The 15,588-nt window shown below is 64.0% G+C and carries 12 protein-coding genes; 4 read left to right on the top strand and 8 right to left on the bottom strand.

Annotated features, from left to right (window positions below; all coding sequences use genetic code 11):
- Positions 1 to 106: 106 nt before the first annotated feature.
- Positions 107 to 1,060, top strand: coding sequence for a dihydrodipicolinate synthase family protein (locus AC1DW9_RS09530; RefSeq protein WP_476775798.1), 954 nt, complete (start codon positions 107 to 109; stop codon positions 1,058 to 1,060).
- 41 nt (positions 1,061 to 1,101) lie between these two features.
- A complete protein-coding gene (locus tag AC1DW9_RS09535; RefSeq protein ID WP_441504614.1) occupies positions 1,102 to 2,325 on the top strand; it encodes a mandelate racemase/muconate lactonizing enzyme family protein in 1,224 nt (407 codons plus the stop codon).
- A gap of 115 nt (positions 2,326 to 2,440) precedes the next feature.
- On the opposite strand, the gene AC1DW9_RS09540 is transcribed toward AC1DW9_RS09535, so the two are convergent.
- The 6 genes from AC1DW9_RS09540 to AC1DW9_RS09565 form a co-directional block, all read right to left on the bottom strand.
- Entirely contained in the window at positions 2,441 to 3,172 is a 732-nt protein-coding gene (locus AC1DW9_RS09540) for an amino acid ABC transporter ATP-binding protein (RefSeq protein ID WP_476775799.1), read from the bottom strand.
- Positions 3,153 to 3,806: an amino acid ABC transporter permease gene (locus tag AC1DW9_RS09545; RefSeq protein WP_476775800.1), complete on the bottom strand. Its 654-nt coding sequence runs from the start codon at positions 3,804 to 3,806 to the stop codon at positions 3,153 to 3,155. The genes AC1DW9_RS09540 and AC1DW9_RS09545 overlap by 20 nt, the downstream gene beginning before the upstream one ends.
- A complete protein-coding gene (locus AC1DW9_RS09550) occupies positions 3,806 to 4,501 on the bottom strand; it encodes an amino acid ABC transporter permease (protein WP_113516339.1) in 696 nt (231 codons plus the stop codon). The genes AC1DW9_RS09545 and AC1DW9_RS09550 overlap by 1 nt, the downstream gene beginning before the upstream one ends.
- Positions 4,502 to 4,570: 69 nt before the next feature.
- Positions 4,571 to 5,374, bottom strand: coding sequence for a transporter substrate-binding domain-containing protein (locus AC1DW9_RS09555; protein ID WP_441488517.1), 804 nt, complete (start codon positions 5,372 to 5,374; stop codon positions 4,571 to 4,573).
- Between the two features lie 84 nt (positions 5,375 to 5,458).
- Positions 5,459 to 6,445 (bottom strand): 2-hydroxyacid dehydrogenase, encoded by a 987-nt coding sequence (locus AC1DW9_RS09560; RefSeq protein WP_476775801.1) that lies wholly within the window; start codon positions 6,443 to 6,445, stop codon positions 5,459 to 5,461.
- A gap of 23 nt (positions 6,446 to 6,468) precedes the next feature.
- Positions 6,469 to 7,230 carry a GntR family transcriptional regulator gene (locus AC1DW9_RS09565; protein WP_476775802.1) on the bottom strand — a complete coding sequence of 254 codons (762 nt, stop codon included), beginning with the start codon at positions 7,228 to 7,230 and terminating at the stop codon, positions 6,469 to 6,471.
- 205 nt (positions 7,231 to 7,435) lie between these two features.
- On the opposite strand from AC1DW9_RS09565, the gene AC1DW9_RS09570 reads away from it, so the two are divergent.
- Complete coding sequence (locus AC1DW9_RS09570) at positions 7,436 to 8,635, top strand: mandelate racemase/muconate lactonizing enzyme family protein (RefSeq protein WP_476775803.1); 1,200 nt, start codon at positions 7,436 to 7,438, stop codon at positions 8,633 to 8,635.
- 13 nt (positions 8,636 to 8,648) lie between these two features.
- Positions 8,649 to 9,416, top strand: coding sequence for an SDR family oxidoreductase (locus tag AC1DW9_RS09575; protein WP_476775804.1), 768 nt, complete (start codon positions 8,649 to 8,651; stop codon positions 9,414 to 9,416).
- A gap of 110 nt (positions 9,417 to 9,526) precedes the next feature.
- Here the strand turns inward: AC1DW9_RS09575 and AC1DW9_RS09580 are convergent, their stop codons facing one another.
- Positions 9,527 to 10,219: a DUF3320 domain-containing protein gene (locus tag AC1DW9_RS09580; protein WP_476775805.1), complete on the bottom strand. Its 693-nt coding sequence runs from the start codon at positions 10,217 to 10,219 to the stop codon at positions 9,527 to 9,529.
- Positions 10,220 to 10,372: 153 nt separating this feature from the next.
- A complete protein-coding gene (locus AC1DW9_RS09585) occupies positions 10,373 to 15,574 on the bottom strand; it encodes a DUF4011 domain-containing protein (protein ID WP_476855076.1) in 5,202 nt (1,733 codons plus the stop codon).
- Positions 15,575 to 15,588 lie beyond the last annotated feature (14 nt).

Consider the following 15,588-nt stretch of genomic DNA (forward strand, 5'->3'; position numbering starts at 1 on the left):
GCAGCGGCCGCGCCCGAGAGCGCCGGCGGCTTCCGCCCGATTGTTGAACGATATCTACTTGTAGGATATCCGTGAAGTCAACAAGTCGGCAGGAGGGGAAACGACGATGTCGGGAAAGCTCGACCGGGCGGGCAGGTGGGGCGCGCTGCGCGGCAATTGGGCAACCTTGCTGCTGCCGATCGAGTCGGATGGAGGGATCGATCTGTCGCGGCTCGCCGACGAGATCGACGTGCTGATCGCCGCCAGGGTCGACGGCATCTATTCGAATGGCACGGCCGGAGAGTGCCACAACCAGACCGAGGCCGAATTCGACGCGATCCAGCGCGTCCTGGCCGAGCGCTGCAGCCGCGCGAAAATGCCCTTCGTGATTGGCGCCTGCCAGCCTGATCCGAGCATCGCGCTTGACCGACTGAGCCGCGCCGTCGCGCATGCTCCGGACGGAATCCAGGTGATCCTGCCTGATTGGTGGCCGGTCAGCGATCCCGAGGCCGTGGACTTCCTGCAGATGGCCGCCGAGATGGCGGGAGACATCCCGCTCGTGCTCTACAACCCGCCGCACGCGAAGCGTGTCCTGTCGCCGGCCACGCTTGGGGCCGTGCTGAAGCAGGTGCCGCAGGTCGTCGGCATCAAGCTCGCCGATGGCGATGCGGACTGGTACGCCGAAGCGCAGGCGCATCTGGACGAATGGGCGCTTTACCTGCCCGGCCACCATCTTGCGACCGGTGTCGAGGCCGGGGTCGCAGCCGGCGCCTTCTCCAATGTCGCCTGCCTCAGCCCGCGCGGCGCGCAAGCCTGGACCGAGATGATGCTGAGCGATATCGGCGCCGCCCGCGAGATCGAGCAGCGCATCTGCGCTTTCATGGATGCGCATATTCTGCCGTTCCGGCGCGACCACGGCTATTCCAACGCCGCGCTCGACAAGCTGCTCGCCGCCATCGGCAACTGGGCGCCGGTCGGGCCGCGCCTGCGCCGGCCCTATCGCTGGATCGACGCGGCCGAGGCGGAGCGGCTGAGGCCGATCGCCCGGCGCATGCTGCCCGAGATCATGGACGCGCGCTGAACCTAACCATGCCCTGACCGGTAGCGAAGCGAGGGAGTGCCATGCCTAGGATTACCGGGGTTCGCTGCGTCCTGCTGAGTTCGCCCTATGCCGATGCCGATGAGCGCGAGATCAGGGCCTGTTTCCCGAACGGACCGAAGCGGACGATCGGCATGGTCGAGGTGACGCTGGACAATGGCGTGACTGGCCTCGGCGAAGGCTATATCGCCGTGTTCGCACCGCTGGTGTTCAAATCGATCGTAGATCTCTGCGCGCCGCTGATGCTGGGCAAGGATGGCTTCGACATTCCGCGCCGGGTCAGGGACCTGCGCTCGCTCTGCGATTACTGGTCGCTCCAGGGCGCGGCGCGCCATGTCATCAGCGCGTTCGAGAGCGCCTTGCAGGACGCCAGGGGCAAGAGCCTCGGTCTGCCCGTCCATGAACTGCTCGGCGGCGCCCAATGCGATGCCATCCCGATCTATGGCAGCGGCGGCTGCTGCGACGCGAGGCACCAGTTCATCCGCGAACTCGACTTGCTCGGCGCGAAGGGCATCGCGATCTACAAGATCCGCTCGCTCAAGGCCGACATCTGGCGGACCGTCTGGGTGCTGGAGGAAGCGGCCAGGCGCGGCATAAGGGTCGGCGTCGACATGTGCCAGAATCTGGCCGATCCGCCGCAGCCCGTCGACGATGTCGTCGCCTTCGTCGAGGCCGTGCATGGCAGGACGGCTGAGCGCATGCTCTTCCTCGAAGAGGCCGTCGGCCCCGACAGCCCCGAGGCCTTTCGCGAGCTGCGCCGGCGCATCGACGTTCCCGTCTGCGGCGGCGAGATCATCACGACGCCGAAGGAAATGATCGAGCGCATGCGTGCCGGCTCCTATGCCTTCGTCCAGCCCGACGCCTCGGTGATCGGCGGTATCAGCGCGGTGATGGAGATCTTTGCCGCGGCAGATGAACTCGCGACGGAGGTCGTCGTGCACGCCTGGGGCGGAGCGGCCGCGATCATGGCGAATTACCACGCCGCCTTTGCCGGTGGTGGCAAGCTGGTGGAATTCCCCATGCTCGATTTCCCGCTCGGCCGGGAGATGATCGGCGATCAGGGCCGGATCGAAAACGGTCGGCTCCTGCTCCCGACTGCGCCCGGCCTCGGCCTGACGCTGACGCCGGAGATGGAGGCGCGCTATCCTTTTGAGGCGAGCGCCGTCTATAGCTGCGTCCTGAAGGACTGGGGCCCGCCGCCGGACGAGGACTGGAAAGACTGTGGCGCGTCTGGTGGGTCCGCTTGATGGGAGGCGTCAGACCCTGCGGATATCCGCCGCAAGCAGAGCTTTTCCTCCGGCAGGGATCGTCCGGCCCTGGCCCCTTCCGCGAGAGATGGGGACGGGCGCTGGGACCGGCCGATCAATGCGCGCCTGCGCTGACGAAATTGCGCAGCTCCGGCGTCTGCGGGTTGGCGAAGAGCTCCCGTGACGGCCCGCTCTCCCAGATCTTGCCCTGATGCATGAAGATCGTCGTGCTGGCGACGTTGCGGGCGAAGTTCATCTCATGAGTGACGAGCAGCATGGTCATGCCGCCCTTGGCGAGCTTTTCCATCACCAGCAGCACCTCGCCGGTCAGTTCCGGATCGAGCGCGGATGTCACCTCGTCGAACAGCATCACCTTCGGCCGCATCGCGAGCGAACGGGCGATGGCGACCCGTTGCTGCTGCCCCCCGGAGAGATTGTCGGGATAGCTGTCGAATTTCTCGGACAGGCCGACCTGCGCCAGCACCTCGCGCGCCAGCGTCTCGGCCTGTGCCTGGGGCACGTTCTGCGTGATCCGCGGCGAGAGCATGATGTTCTGGGAGACGGTCAGGTGCGGGAACAGGTTGTAGCTCTGGAAGACGATGCCGACATCCTTGCGCAATTCGCGCAAGTGTTTCGGATCCTGGTCGACGACATGTCCGGCGACCTCGATGCGGCCGGACTGGATCGCCTCCAGCCCGTTGATGCAGCGCAGCAGCGTGCTCTTGCCCGAGCCGGAGCGGCCGATCAGGGCGACGACCTGCCCGGGTTCAACGGTGAGGGAGACGCCCTTGAGAACCTCGAGGTTGCCGAAGCGCTTGTGGACGTCGTCAATGAGGACGGCTGGCATTCATCACCTGTTCGAGATGGCGGCTGAGCCGGGACAAGGGGAAGCAGATCGCGAAATAGATCAGCGCGACCAGCGTGAAGATCTGGAAAGGCTGGAAGGTCGCGTTGTTGACGAGCTGGCCGGCACGCGAGAGTTCGACGAAGCCGACGACCGAGACGATCGAGGTGTTCTTCACGAGCTGGACGAGAAAGCCGACGGTGGGCGGAAGCGAGATGCGGATCGCCTGCGGCAGGATGATGTAGCGGTATTGCTGGCCGCGCGTCAGCGCGAGCGAGGCCGAGGCTTCCCATTGCTGGAAGGGGACGGACTGGATCGAGCCGCGCCAGATCTCGGCCAGATAGGCTGAGACATAGATCGAGAGCGAGGCGGACGCCGCGAGGAAGGGCGGCAGTTCCACGCCCATCGCCGAGAGCCCGTAATAGCTCATGAACAGAACCATCAACACCGGGATCGACTGGATGACCAGGATATAGCCGGCGGCGAAGCGGCGCAGCGCGGCGACCTGCGAGAGCCGCATGATCGCGAAGATGCCGCCGATCAGCCCGCCGAGGATGAAGGCGACGCTGGTCAGAACCAGCGTCCAGCCGGCAGCGCGCAGAATGAAAAGCGCTTCGGGGAGCCCGAATGTGGTCATCAGGCTGCCTCCGCCTTGACATCGACGCGGGCGAGCCCGGAGACCGGCGCGAAGAGCCGCTGGCCGAGCCAGAGCAGGAAGACCTTCAGGCTCAGCGCCAGGAGGAGGTAGATCACGGTGACGATGATATAGGTCTCGAAACTGCGGAAGGTCCGCTGCTCGATGATGGCCGCGGCGCCCGAGAGCTCCTGCACCGAGATGAAGGAGCAGATGCTCGATGCCAGCATCATCAGGACGAACTGGCTCGACAGCGCGGGCCAGACCCGGGCGAAGGCCGGTTGCAGCACGACATACTGGAAGACCTGGCGTTTGCTGAGCGCGAGCGACAGGCCGGCCTCGAGCTGCGATTTGTGAATGGAGTCGACGCCGGCGCGGATGATCTCCGTCGCATAGGCGGCAAGGTTGAGCGTCATGGCCAACAGGGCGGCCTGGGTGCCCGACATGCGGATGCCGACCAGCGGCAGGCCGAAGAAGATCATGAAGAGCTGCACCAGGAACGGCGTGTTGCGCATCAGCTCGACATAGCAATCGACGGCAATGCCGGCCCAGCGGCCCGCCAGCGTGCGCAGCGCGACAAGCAGCACCGCGAAAATCAGGCCCAGCACGATCGCGCTGGCAGACAGGCCGATCGTCAGCATGATCCCGTCAAGGATGATGTCGGTTTCGGCGAGGACGGATTCGAACTGGAGCGACATGATCCCTCGTCAGTCTGGCGCGAGGCCCCGCCGCGCAGGATCTGCGCAGCGGGGACGATGCGAAACGGATCAGAAGGTTGGCAGCGGCGGCAGCGGACCGCCGACCCACTTCTCGGAGATCGCGTTCAGTTCGCCGTTCTGCTTGATGTAGTAGATCATGTTGTTGAGCCACTGCTTCAGCTCATAGGCGTCCTTGCGAACGGTCATCGAGTTGGGCTGCATGCCGAAGACGAACTTGAGCTCGGTCTCGGTTTCGCCGCGCGCCTTGATCGCGGCGTTCGCCTGGGCGTCGGGGCCGGCGATGGCTTCGACCTGGCCGGAGAACAGTGCCTGCATCGTGGTGGCGTCATCCTCGAAGCGCAGGATCGTGAGGTTGAGCTCCTTCTCGCGATTGGTGAATTCCCGCTCGACGCTGGAGCCGCGGTTGACGCCGACCTTGCGGCCCTTGAGGTCGGCCCAATCCTTGATGGGCGTGCCCTTCTTGGCGTAGATGCCGGTCTGGAAGGCGCTGTAGGGGATGGTGAACATCACCGCCTTGGCGCGTTCCGGTGTCGGCGCCAGCGTCGCGACGAGGAAGTCGACCTTGCCGGCCTCGAGGGCAGGAATGCGGGCCGGCGGCGTCAGCTGGACGATCTCGACGGGCAGGCCAAGATACTTGCCGATCAGGGCGGTGACGTCGGCATCATAGCCGATCGCATTGCCTTGCGAGTCGACGGAGCCATAGGGCGGCGCGCCGATCAGCACGCCGACGCGGACCTTGCCGCGCTTGACGATTTCCGTGACCGACTGGGCCGAGGCATGATCGGCCGCGAGCGCGCCGGCGCCCAGCGCGAACAGCATCCCGATCATTCTGAGATTCTTGAACAGGCTCATGGTGCGTTTCCTTGTTGCGATCTGCTTCATTGGCGACCGGCTTCGTGGCGTCCGGTTCGTTGAGAGGAGAGCAGGCGTGGTCGTTCAGGCAGTCTGGCGCGCCTCCCGTACGAGATTGACGAGGGGTTCCCCGGCGAAGCTGCGCTTGATGTTGTCGGCGATGGTCTGCTGGCGGCGCCGGATCGTCCCGCTCGTCCAACCCGACATATGCGGGGTCATCACGATGTTCGGCAGCTCGTGAAAAGGCAGCTCGGAGGGCAGCGGATTGGCGGAGGCCGGGCCCGGGTAGCGATACCACGTGTCGATCACCGCCCCGCCGATGCGCTTGCCCTTCAGGGCCTCGAACAGCGCCGTCTCGTCGATCGTCGGGCCGCGCCCGACATTGAAGATCAGCGCGTCGCGGCGCATCGCCGCGAAGGCTGCGGCGCCGACGAGGCCATTCGTTTCCGGCGTCAGCGGCACGGAGACTACGATGGCGTCAGCCGAGCCCCAGAATTCCTCCAGCCGATCGAGCGTGAAGGCGCGGTCGACGAGATCGGAGACCGGCACAGCGCTGCGATTGGCGACATGGACCTTCATCTCGAAGGCCTTGGCGCGCCGCGCGATCGCCTTGCCGATATGGCCGAAGCCGAGCAGGCCGATGGTCTTGCCGGCGATCTCGCCATGGACGCGCGCAGATGAGCCGGCCCAATAAGCCCAGTCGCCGCGGCGCAGCTTCGCGTCGGCATCCGCCAGGGGGATATGCCGGGCCAGCAGCGCGCTCATGACATATTCCGCTATCGCCTGTTCATGGCCGAAGCAGTTGCAGACATTGGCCACAGGCGGAAGCAAAGCAAGGTCGACCGCGTCATAGCCGGCACCTGGCACATGGAAGAGCTTGAGCCCGGACGGGACCGGCAGGCTGGCGTCGAACTTCACGCCGATGATGACATCCGCCTGCGCATAGGCCTGCTGGTCGGCGCCGACGCCAAGCCCGTCCGGCAGAATGCGAATTTCGGCCCCGGGGCCGACGAGTTCGGCAAAGCCGGAGCTGAAGGAGGCGGCGTTCTCGCCATGGAAGATGATGCGCATGGGGTCCACTGGCCTGTTGCGTTTCAGGCGCCGAGCAGGGGCTCGACGCTGCAATCGAGTAAAGAAGGGTCGATGCGGGCCTCCATCTCGTCGAACATGCTGTCGACGAATTCGATCAGCGCGTCGGAGGCCGCGACTGCGCGTTCGGCATGGCGGGTCGCGATCGCGTTCAGCACGGCGAGATGGTGGTCGATCGTGCCGTCGAGCGTGGTCTTCTCGGCCATGTAGCTGTGGTAGATGAAGCCGATGCGCCGGAAGATGGTGTGCAGCGGGCGCAGCGTGTGTTCGAGAAACGGCTCGCCCGCGGCGGCCAGCACCATCTGCTCGATCCTGCGATCGAGCGAATTGAACTCGGCAAGCGTCAGCCCGTCGCGCTTCTCGCGCAGCAGGCGTTCCATGTGCAGCATCTGGTTGCGATGCGAGGGGCCGGCGCGTTCTGCCGCGAGGCGGATGACGAAGCGCTCGATGTCGCGGCGCAGATGCAGCAGCACGCGTTCCCGGGCGAGGTCGATCGGCGCGATTTGCAGGCCATGACGCGGGCGGATGATGATCAGCGTGTCGGCGGCGAGACGGTTGACGGCATGATGCACCGGGGTGCGGCCGAAGCCGGTCAGGTCCTGCAGGTCCTGCATGGCGAGAAAACGGCCGGGCGCGAGCTCGCATTTGACGAGCAGTTCCTCGATCCGGTGATAGGCGAGTTCGAAGAGATTGATGCGATTGCGCCGTGGCGGCACGCTCGTCTCACCCTCTGCGACCAGCCGCGGGCGGCTTGGGCGCTTGGCCATGTCCCGTCTCCTCAGTCGTGGAACTCGTTGAACGGATCCATCTTGGTGTCGACCATAAACATGTTGTGATATTTTACAAGCACTCCTATGGTCGCCTCGTTTCGAGGGGGCGAGGCTGTCATCGGGCTCGCCTGTTTCGCACTCAACCAAGGCGTTCCCCGGCAAGAAACCCGGTGAAGAACGCCAGCCGCCAGGGAGGCAGGCCGTGAAGATCACCGCCATCGAGACGTTGCGGACCGAAGAATTCGCCAATGTCCTGTGGGTTCGCGTGCATACCGATGCGGGCATCATCGGTCTCGGCGAGACCTTCTATGGGGCAGGGGCGGTCGAGGCGCATCTGCACGACACGCTCGCCATGCGGCTGCTCGGAAAGAACCCGCTGCATATCGAGGCATTGCACAGGGAGATGACGAACCTGCCGATGGCGCAGGCCTCGACCGGCGTCGAGTCGCGTGCGACCTCGGCGGTCGATATCGCCTTGTGGGATGTCTTCGGAAAGGTTTGCGGCCAGCCGGTGCACCAGATGCTCGGCGGCCTCTGCCGTGACAAGCAGCGCATCTACAATACCTGTGCGGGGTACAAATATGTCCGCTCGCAGAACATCAAGCCGGTCTCGACCTGGAATCTGGGGGATGCATCAGGTCCCTATGAGGACCTCGACGGCTTCATGAACCGTGCCGATGCCGTCGCCGAGAGCCTGCTCGAAAGCGGCATCACGGCCATGAAGATCTGGCCCTTCGACCCGGCCGCGATCGAAAATCAGGGGCTTTTCATCAGCCCCGACCAGATGCGGAAGGCGATCGAGCCGTTCGAGAAGATCCGCAAGGCGGTAGGCGACAAGATCGAGATCATGGTCGAGTTCCATTCGCTCTGGAATCTGCCGACCGCGATCAAGATCGCCCGTGCGCTCGAACCCTACAGCCCGACCTGGTACGAGGATCCGATCCGGATGAACTCGCCACAGGCGCTGGCCGAATTCGCCCGTTCGACCACGGTTTCGGTCTGCGCCAGCGAGACGCTGGGCTCGCGTTTCCCCTATAAGGACATGCTCGACCACGACGCCATGCACATTGTCATGGCCGACCTGTGCTGGACCGGGGGGCTGACCGAAGGGCGCAAGATCGCCGCCATGGCGGAGACCTATCACCGCCCCTTCGCCCCGCATGACTGCATCGGCCCGGTCGGCTTCATCGCCGCGATCCATGCCTCCTTCAGCCAGCCCAACACGCTGATCCAGGAATCGGTGCGGGCCTTCTACACCGGCTGGTACAAGGAACTCGTCGACACCATGCCGGTGATCAAGGACGGTTATGTCCTGCCGATGGAAGGGCCGGGGCTCGGCGTCGAACTCCTGCCCGCCGTCTTCGAACGCTCGGACCTCACCGTTCGTCGTTCCAGCCTGTAAGGACGGTGCACCCATGACCAACCCTCTCTTCGACCTCACCGGCAAGACGGCGCTCGTCACCGGCTCTTCGCGCGGGTTGGGCCGGGCCATGGCTGAAGGACTGGCCGTCGCAGGCGCCCGCATCCTGATCAACGGCACCGACCCCGAGCGCGTCGCACAGGCCGTCGCAGAATTCCAGGCGGCGGGCTACCAGGTGGACGCGGCGCCATTCGACGTGACCAATGAGCCTGAGATCCTGCGGACCTTCGAGGGCTTCGATGCCGCAGGTATTGCGGTCGATATCCTCGTCAACAATGCCGGCATCCAGTTCCGCAAGCCGATGGTCGAGCTCGCCACGGCGGACTGGCAGCGCGTCATCGACACCAACCTGACCTCGGCCTTCATGATCGGGCGCGAGGCGGCCAAGCGCATGATCGCGCGCGGCCATGGCAAGGTCGTCAATATCGGATCGCTGACGAGCGAACTCGCCCGCGCGACGGTCGCGCCCTATACGGTTGCCAAGGGCGGCATCAAGATGCTGACGCGGGCCATGGCGGCGGAATGGGCCGAGCATGGCATCCAGGCCAATGCGATCGGCCCGGGCTACATGATCACCGACATGAACCAGGCCCTGATCGAGAACCCGAGCTTCGACGCCTGGGTCAAGGGCCGCACGCCGGCCAGGCGCTGGGGCAGGCCGGAGGAGCTTGTCGGGGCCGCCGTGTTTCTGGCCTCATCGGCATCGGACTACGTCAACGGCCAGATCATCTATGTCGATGGCGGGATGTCATCGGTTCTGTGATGGACCCTAGGCGTTTGTCGCCGACAAGCGATGGCCGTCGGCGGGATGGTTTGCTGGGCTGCGGCAGCCCCGAACTTCACGAGAGGGTGCCCGAGAGAAACGAGACGCGTCTATCGGGCATTCGCTTCGGTTGGCGCAAGCTGGGCGGAAGCATGCTGGAAGGCCTCGTCCAGTCGCGCTCGCGACGTCGCCGCCAGCCGCTCGACGCCCAACAGGCGCGCCAACGCCAGCGCGGGGTCGTTTTCTTCCAAAAGGGCAGGCTCGGTGACGATAATACTGGCAAGTTCAGCCAGGGGAATATCCGCGATGCTCCGCCGCGCTTCGACGTCCACCGGCGTGCGATAAGGATGGATCGGCGCGATCGTGCCCGGTTTCCATAGAAATTCGCCACTGGATTCCCTCGTGCGCTCAAGATCGCGCAAGTGCAGTTGGATGCGCTCCCGGATCTTGCTGCCAGTCCTGAGCCAGCCATGAGCGCGAGCGATGCGCTGCGCCAACACTTCCTCGCGCAGCGGCGCTTCAGCTTCCATCACAGCATCCACCATGCTGCGGAGAGTGGTGCGGTAGCCGAACTCGTGAAACAGATCCGGTTCGGCTCGGAAACGCGAAAGGTCCGTCAGGCGATAGCGCGGCCCGTTCTCTTGCTGCGGTGCGCCGAGCGCCGCGCGACTCACGCCCAGTCCGACGGGTTGAGGCGGTGTCACCGCCATGATGTCGGTTGCATGTTTCGCGGCAGAAATTGGGGCAGCCTGAGCCATTGGCGACGTCGCTTCTTCTTCGAATGCTTCGCTAGATTCGATCATTTCGGTTGCCGATTGAGTAGAATCAACCTCTTCGCCAAGATCCCAATGAACGGTCTGAGCTTGTGTTTGATCGGCTTCCTTCGCGCGGCCCTCCGCTAGCAGCGCGGCTAAAGCCTCGTGAAGCCTTGTGATGGCTCCTCCTGCATCAAACCATCAGTCTGTCGACCAGACGCGGATAATGCTCCAACCGAGCCCGCGAAGAACCTGTTCCCGCACCTTGTCCCGATCGCGAGCCGTCGCCGAACTGTGATAGGTTGCGCCGTCGCATTCGACGCCCGCGAGAAAGGCGCCCGCGCGGTCTGGATGCTTCACGCCAATGTCTATCCGAAATCCCGAGATGCCGACCTGTGGCACCACCTGCCAGCCGAGGCGGGTAAGCTCCGCTGCGACTGCTTCCTCGAAAGGAGACTCCAGCGCACCGACCGATCCTTCGTCCTGGGCCGGTAGTGCGATCGCGCCGCGCTCAGCGAAGTCGAGGAACGTCTTGAGATGCTGGACGCCGATCGCCTTAGTGCGGCCAGTGTCGACATCGTCGGCGCAGAAGCCGGAGAACACGACGAGCTCCTGTCGTGCTCGCGTCACTGCCACGTTGAGGCGCCGTTCGCCGCCGTCCCGATTGAGCGCTCCGAAATCCATCGTTCGCTTGCCGGCTGCGTCCTTCGCGAAAGTGATCGAGAACAGGATCACGTCGCGCTCGTCTCCCTGCACGTTCTCAAGATTCTTGACGATTGTCGGCTCGATACGGTCCTCGGCGAAGAACCATTCGAGCGCCGGCTCTTGGCGCCGAGCCTCGTCGAGTAGGTCCTGGATCAGCGCCTGCTGTTGCGCATTGAAGGTAATGATGCCGATCGTCGGCCGGCTTGATTCCGGCAACTTCAACCAGCCCTTCATGCGGTTGATCGCGACATCGGTCAGCGAGCGGGCTTCGGTGCGATTCGTTCGGCTCTTGCCGCGGTCGTAGACACCGTCGACACGCACTAGCCTGACGGCTCGGTCCTCGACCTCCGGCGCTGGGAAGGTAATCAGACGGTTCTGGTAGTAGTGAGCGTTGGAGAACGCGATCAGAGACTCATTCCGGCTGCGATAATGCCAGCGGAGGTCGCGGACAGGGATGCCGGCTGCCTTGGCCTCGTCGAGGATGCTTTCTAGGTCCCGTTCATGCTCGGCGACCTCCTCATCGTCTTCATTGCGACCGAAGAAGTTGGTAGGTGGAAGTTGGCGGGGATCGCCGACGATGATCGTCTGCTGTGCCCGTGCGATAGCTCCGACGGCGTCCCAGGTGGTGATCTGCGAGGCTTCATCGAAGATCACCACATCGAACAAAGCTTGGTTCGGTGGGAAATACTGCGCGATCGATAGCGGCGACATCAACATGCAAGGCGCAAGCTTGGCGAAGCTACCTGGCATCGCACCGATCATCTCCCGGATCGAACGGCTCGGTCGCTGCAGCTCCATCTGATGGCGCAGCAGACCGAGCTCCGAGTTGCGCGGAACGGTTTGGACCGGCGGCAAACCGTGAGAAAGAGCGCCGACGACGCGCGCAGTTGCCTTGGCGCGGACGAGATCGTCGATCTCACGGAACTCTTCTACCGCGTGCTCATGTTGGAATCGGCGGAAGTCGCGCAGCGTCGCATCCGCATCAAGCGCTTGCGGCAACCACCAGCGTGCGTAGGCTAGATCGAAGGCAGCCCGCGTTTCCTGAGGCCCGAGCGAACCGCTCTCCAGATCAGCGATCAGCGGACCGAGCCCCTTACTCTCACCCTGAGTCCTGACGCGGCACCAGCTTGTCCAGTCGCGCAGCAATTGGCGGGCGCTTGTGAGTTCATCCGTGATCGCGGCGAGATCGGACAACGACGTCTCGCTGGCCGATCGCGATGGGTCTGTGCCGGCGGTAGCAACGAACTCCGCCTTGGTGGCTGAAAAGCTGGCGAAGACGTCGCGATAGGCGGCCGCAGCTGACCGAAGTGGCTCAGAGTCCGCGCCTGGGACGAGCAGTGGTGCGACTGCTCGGACGATGAAATGGAAATCGTCGGCGGCGCGCCCAAGTCTCAGAAGGCTATCGCGGAGCTTCGTCGCGACGGCCAGATGGCGATCGATCGCCGTCAGGTCGCTGTCAAGGCCGGAGAAGGCTACTGGCTTCCCGGCAAGACCGTTGGTCTCGACGGCCGAGCGGATCGCCTGCAACCGGCGCAGGATGGGCAGGTCCTTGTCCGGGTCCGGCTGACCGGTTGCGGCGTAGCCTTGCAGAAGCTTCTTCACCCGCCGGCGTCCTAGCCAACTGCGCGGCCAAATGGCGGCGCCGGCTTCGCGCCAGTCGCGCTCCAGATCATCGACTGGAACCCGAACGACCGAGTCGCCCGCGAAGGTTGCCGAAAGTTCGGCTTCCGTCGCCCGGTAGGAGGTGATCGAGCCTTCGAGTTCGGTGAGCGCTTGCCTCAGGCGTGCAAAGTCAGGATCGAACGTGATCCGCTGGTCGCTGCCGGCGCTCTCGCACAATGTGGAGGCCAGAAGCGATAGCCTTTCAAGCTCCGCCGCCGAGGTATCGCTGCGTGCTGGCAGTCCGAGGCGTGGCAGAAAGGCTGTGAGCGCTGCTCTGAGTTCGGTTACCTTTCCTGCAAGATTGCGCCCAGATGCCAAAAGGCGCTCCTGCCAAGCCGAGGACCATTCAGCAGCATCGACGCAGGCGAGGACCGGCGCGCGCTCAACGGCCGCGAACACACGGCCGAGCTCTTCGGCAAGATCGCCGAGCGAGCGACGCGCCTCGTCGTTGTGGATCTCGCGATGCGACCATGACAGCTCGGGAGCATGGCGATCGCGACCGCGCAGCGCGACGCCGAGTGCGGCATAGGCGGTTAGCCCGTTGGCATGGCGTTGGTGGAGCGCCTCGACATAGGCGTTCAGGACGTCCCGCTTCACTTTCAGCCGATTGTTGACAGTCACCCACTCGGAGGACGAGGCGGCACGACCCTTCTCCCAAGAGGTGCGCAACTGGGCAAGGAACGATTTGCGGTCAGCCTTGTTCGAATGCAGCTCCAGGCAATGGTCGCCAAGTCCGTGCGCCTTCAAGCGACGATGCACGACGTTCAGCGCAGCAGTCTTCTCTGCGACGAAGAGAACCGTCTTTCCGTTCGCCAGGCAGTTCGCGATCATGTTGGCGATCGTCTGGCTCTTTCCGGTACCGGGTGGCCCGATAATGACGAAGTCGCGTCCCTCGGCGGCAGCCATGCTCGCTGCGATCTGTGAGGAGTCGGCCGGCAGCACTGAGACGATGTCGGCGGGCGCGTAGCGCCGGTCGAGCTCGCGTTCGTCGACAAAACCTTCTCCGGATACAACAAAGGCCTGCTCGGGCGTATCGATCAGGTGCCTGACGACCCGGTTCTGCCTCAGCGCTTCGGTCCGTTCGACGAGATCCTTCCACATCAAGTATTTCGCGAAGGAGAAAGTCGATAGCGCCGCATCGTCGATCACTTCCATGCCGGGCACGTCGCGCACGGCTTGGCGCATCGCAGCGAGCAGACGGGGCACGTCAATTCCGTTCTCGTCCTGCGGCAACTCGCCGGCGAATTGCGGCAATGAGAGATCGAACTCGCGTTCCAGGAACTGCAGCAGTGTCGCGTTGAAGCGGGGCTCATCCTCGTGAAAGCGCAGCGTGAATTGCGAACTCGCGCTCCGCCGTTCGAGCTTCACCGGCAGCAGCAGAAGCGGTGCTCGGTAATTGCGCTCATCGCTGGCCTTGCGCTTCCAGCGTAGGAATCCAACCGCGAGGAAAAGCGTATTCGCGCCACCTTCAGCAAAGTCGTTGCGTACCTGACGATGGAGTTCGATCAGCCGCGCGTCGAGGCCCTTTGCGTCGAGCGGCGACGCCAGTTCCCCACGCGCGAGCGCATCGGCCGCAAAGCTGCGATGCAAATCCTGGCCGCGCACTTCTCGATAGAGGGTCTCATCGCGCTGGCCGAGTGGATTATGCTCCGGCAGCGAGATCAGCCGCATCGCCGCACCGTCAGAAAGTCTATCCTCGAGATAGGCGATGTCGGTACACAGGAACGGGATCGTCTTCTTGGAATCGGGAAAGTTTAGTAGCCGATTGCGCAGTGTCAGATCGAGCAGCTTCTTCTGCCAGCGGTCGATACGCCCGGCGGCAGTGGTCGGCTTGAGTTCGACGATCTCCGCCGGAAGCTCGGACATAGCCGGATCGATCATGATTGGCAGATCGATTTCGCCATCCTCTGCATCCGCGACGGCCAGCGCGGGAGCATGTGAAGCGAGAGGCGTGATGCCGCCGCTGCGTGACCTGTGCAGGTCGATCGCGGCCTCGAAGCCTGAGGTCTGCGTTTCGTCGAGGCGTGGCTCGATAAGCCGGCGAGCGTGGTCCAGAGTCGCGACGGGTCGATGGGTGACCCCGCTTGTTTCAAAGACGACAAGCTCTCGGGCCGCGATTGCCTTGCGGACTTCCGTCAGGTCGCTCCCTACGGCGTTCGGAAAGGTGCGTTTCGTTAGCCAGACGCCGACTGCGGCGTGATCCTTGAAGAGCATCACCGCTGAGTTCAGCCCGCAACCTTCGAGCGCGGCGGCGAATAGCAGGGAGCTGTCAAGGCAGGTCGCGAGCTTATCTCGGGCAATCGCAGAGGGGCGCCGAACCTTTTGACCGCGTTGTTCGAAACTAGCTGGGGGCTCGGCGTAATGCAGCCTCAACCCGGCAATTGCAGAATAAACAGCCGCCGTCAGCAACAGACTGCGGCTAGGATCGCCCGACTGGTAGCCGTCAAGCCCTGAAGGATAGCCGTGCGCCGCCAGAGACTGCGCCGCGGCGCGTAGGATTTTCGGGACTGCTGGGTCGTTGGGCAGGACAAATGCCGGCAGCAATTGCGCCATGTCATCGACGCCGCCCCATTCGTCGCGGGCCAGAAGCCGCACGGGGAAGCGGGTTTCAGCCAGGCACTCGTCCTTCGCGTACAGCCGGAAGGTGATTTCCCCGCGCTCGGCCTCGTCAAGCCCCGCAAGATAGCCTGCGTCGAGCTCAATCCGCCGGTCGCCTATCGCGATGCTATCGCCCGGTACAAGCCGATCGAGTGTCCAGATTTTCGGCCGAAGAAAACCGGGCGTAGCTATCATTGCCAGCCGGCACTGTTCGAAATACCGGCCGGTCGGATTTACAACGGTAAGCGATCGCAGGACCGGAATCGCATTCTGATAGGAAGCGTAGGTAAAGCTTCCGGCGACCCGTGCATCGATTTTGACAGATGGCGGCAGCTCACCGTCACACTCCGCAGGCTTCTCAGTTTCTTTACCCAGCATTTCCTCACCCCAGCAGGGTGAGGATAGAGCCTGAAATTGAAACGTGCCAAGCGCCGACATTAATTACATGGCAT

This window comes from Allobosea sp. P4_E12, from assembly GCF_056401655.1.

Excerpts from the sequence above, each read along its gene's own strand:
- AC1DW9_RS09530 (WP_476775798.1), top strand. The coding sequence starts at position 107 with ATGTCGGGAAAGCTCGACCGGGCGGGCAGGTGGGGCGCGCTGCGCGGC.
- AC1DW9_RS09555 (WP_441488517.1), bottom strand. The coding sequence starts at position 5,374 with ATGAGCCTGTTCAAGAATCTCAGAATGATCGGGATGCTGTTCGCGCTG.
- AC1DW9_RS09545 (WP_476775800.1), bottom strand. The coding sequence starts at position 3,806 with ATGACCACATTCGGGCTCCCCGAAGCGCTTTTCATTCTGCGCGCTGCC.
- AC1DW9_RS09560 (WP_476775801.1), bottom strand. The coding sequence starts at position 6,445 with ATGCGCATCATCTTCCATGGCGAGAACGCCGCCTCCTTCAGCTCCGGC.
- AC1DW9_RS09565 (WP_476775802.1), bottom strand. The coding sequence starts at position 7,230 with ATGGCCAAGCGCCCAAGCCGCCCGCGGCTGGTCGCAGAGGGTGAGACG.
- AC1DW9_RS09550 (WP_113516339.1), bottom strand. The coding sequence starts at position 4,501 with ATGTCGCTCCAGTTCGAATCCGTCCTCGCCGAAACCGACATCATCCTT.
- AC1DW9_RS09575 (WP_476775804.1), top strand. The coding sequence starts at position 8,649 with ATGACCAACCCTCTCTTCGACCTCACCGGCAAGACGGCGCTCGTCACC.
- AC1DW9_RS09540 (WP_476775799.1), bottom strand. The coding sequence starts at position 3,172 with ATGCCAGCCGTCCTCATTGACGACGTCCACAAGCGCTTCGGCAACCTC.
- AC1DW9_RS09585 (WP_476855076.1), bottom strand. The coding sequence starts at position 15,574 with ATGTCGGCGCTTGGCACGTTTCAATTTCAGGCTCTATCCTCACCCTGC.
- AC1DW9_RS09580 (WP_476775805.1), bottom strand. The coding sequence starts at position 10,219 with ATGATCGAATCTAGCGAAGCATTCGAAGAAGAAGCGACGTCGCCAATG.
- AC1DW9_RS09535 (WP_441504614.1), top strand. The coding sequence starts at position 1,102 with ATGCCTAGGATTACCGGGGTTCGCTGCGTCCTGCTGAGTTCGCCCTAT.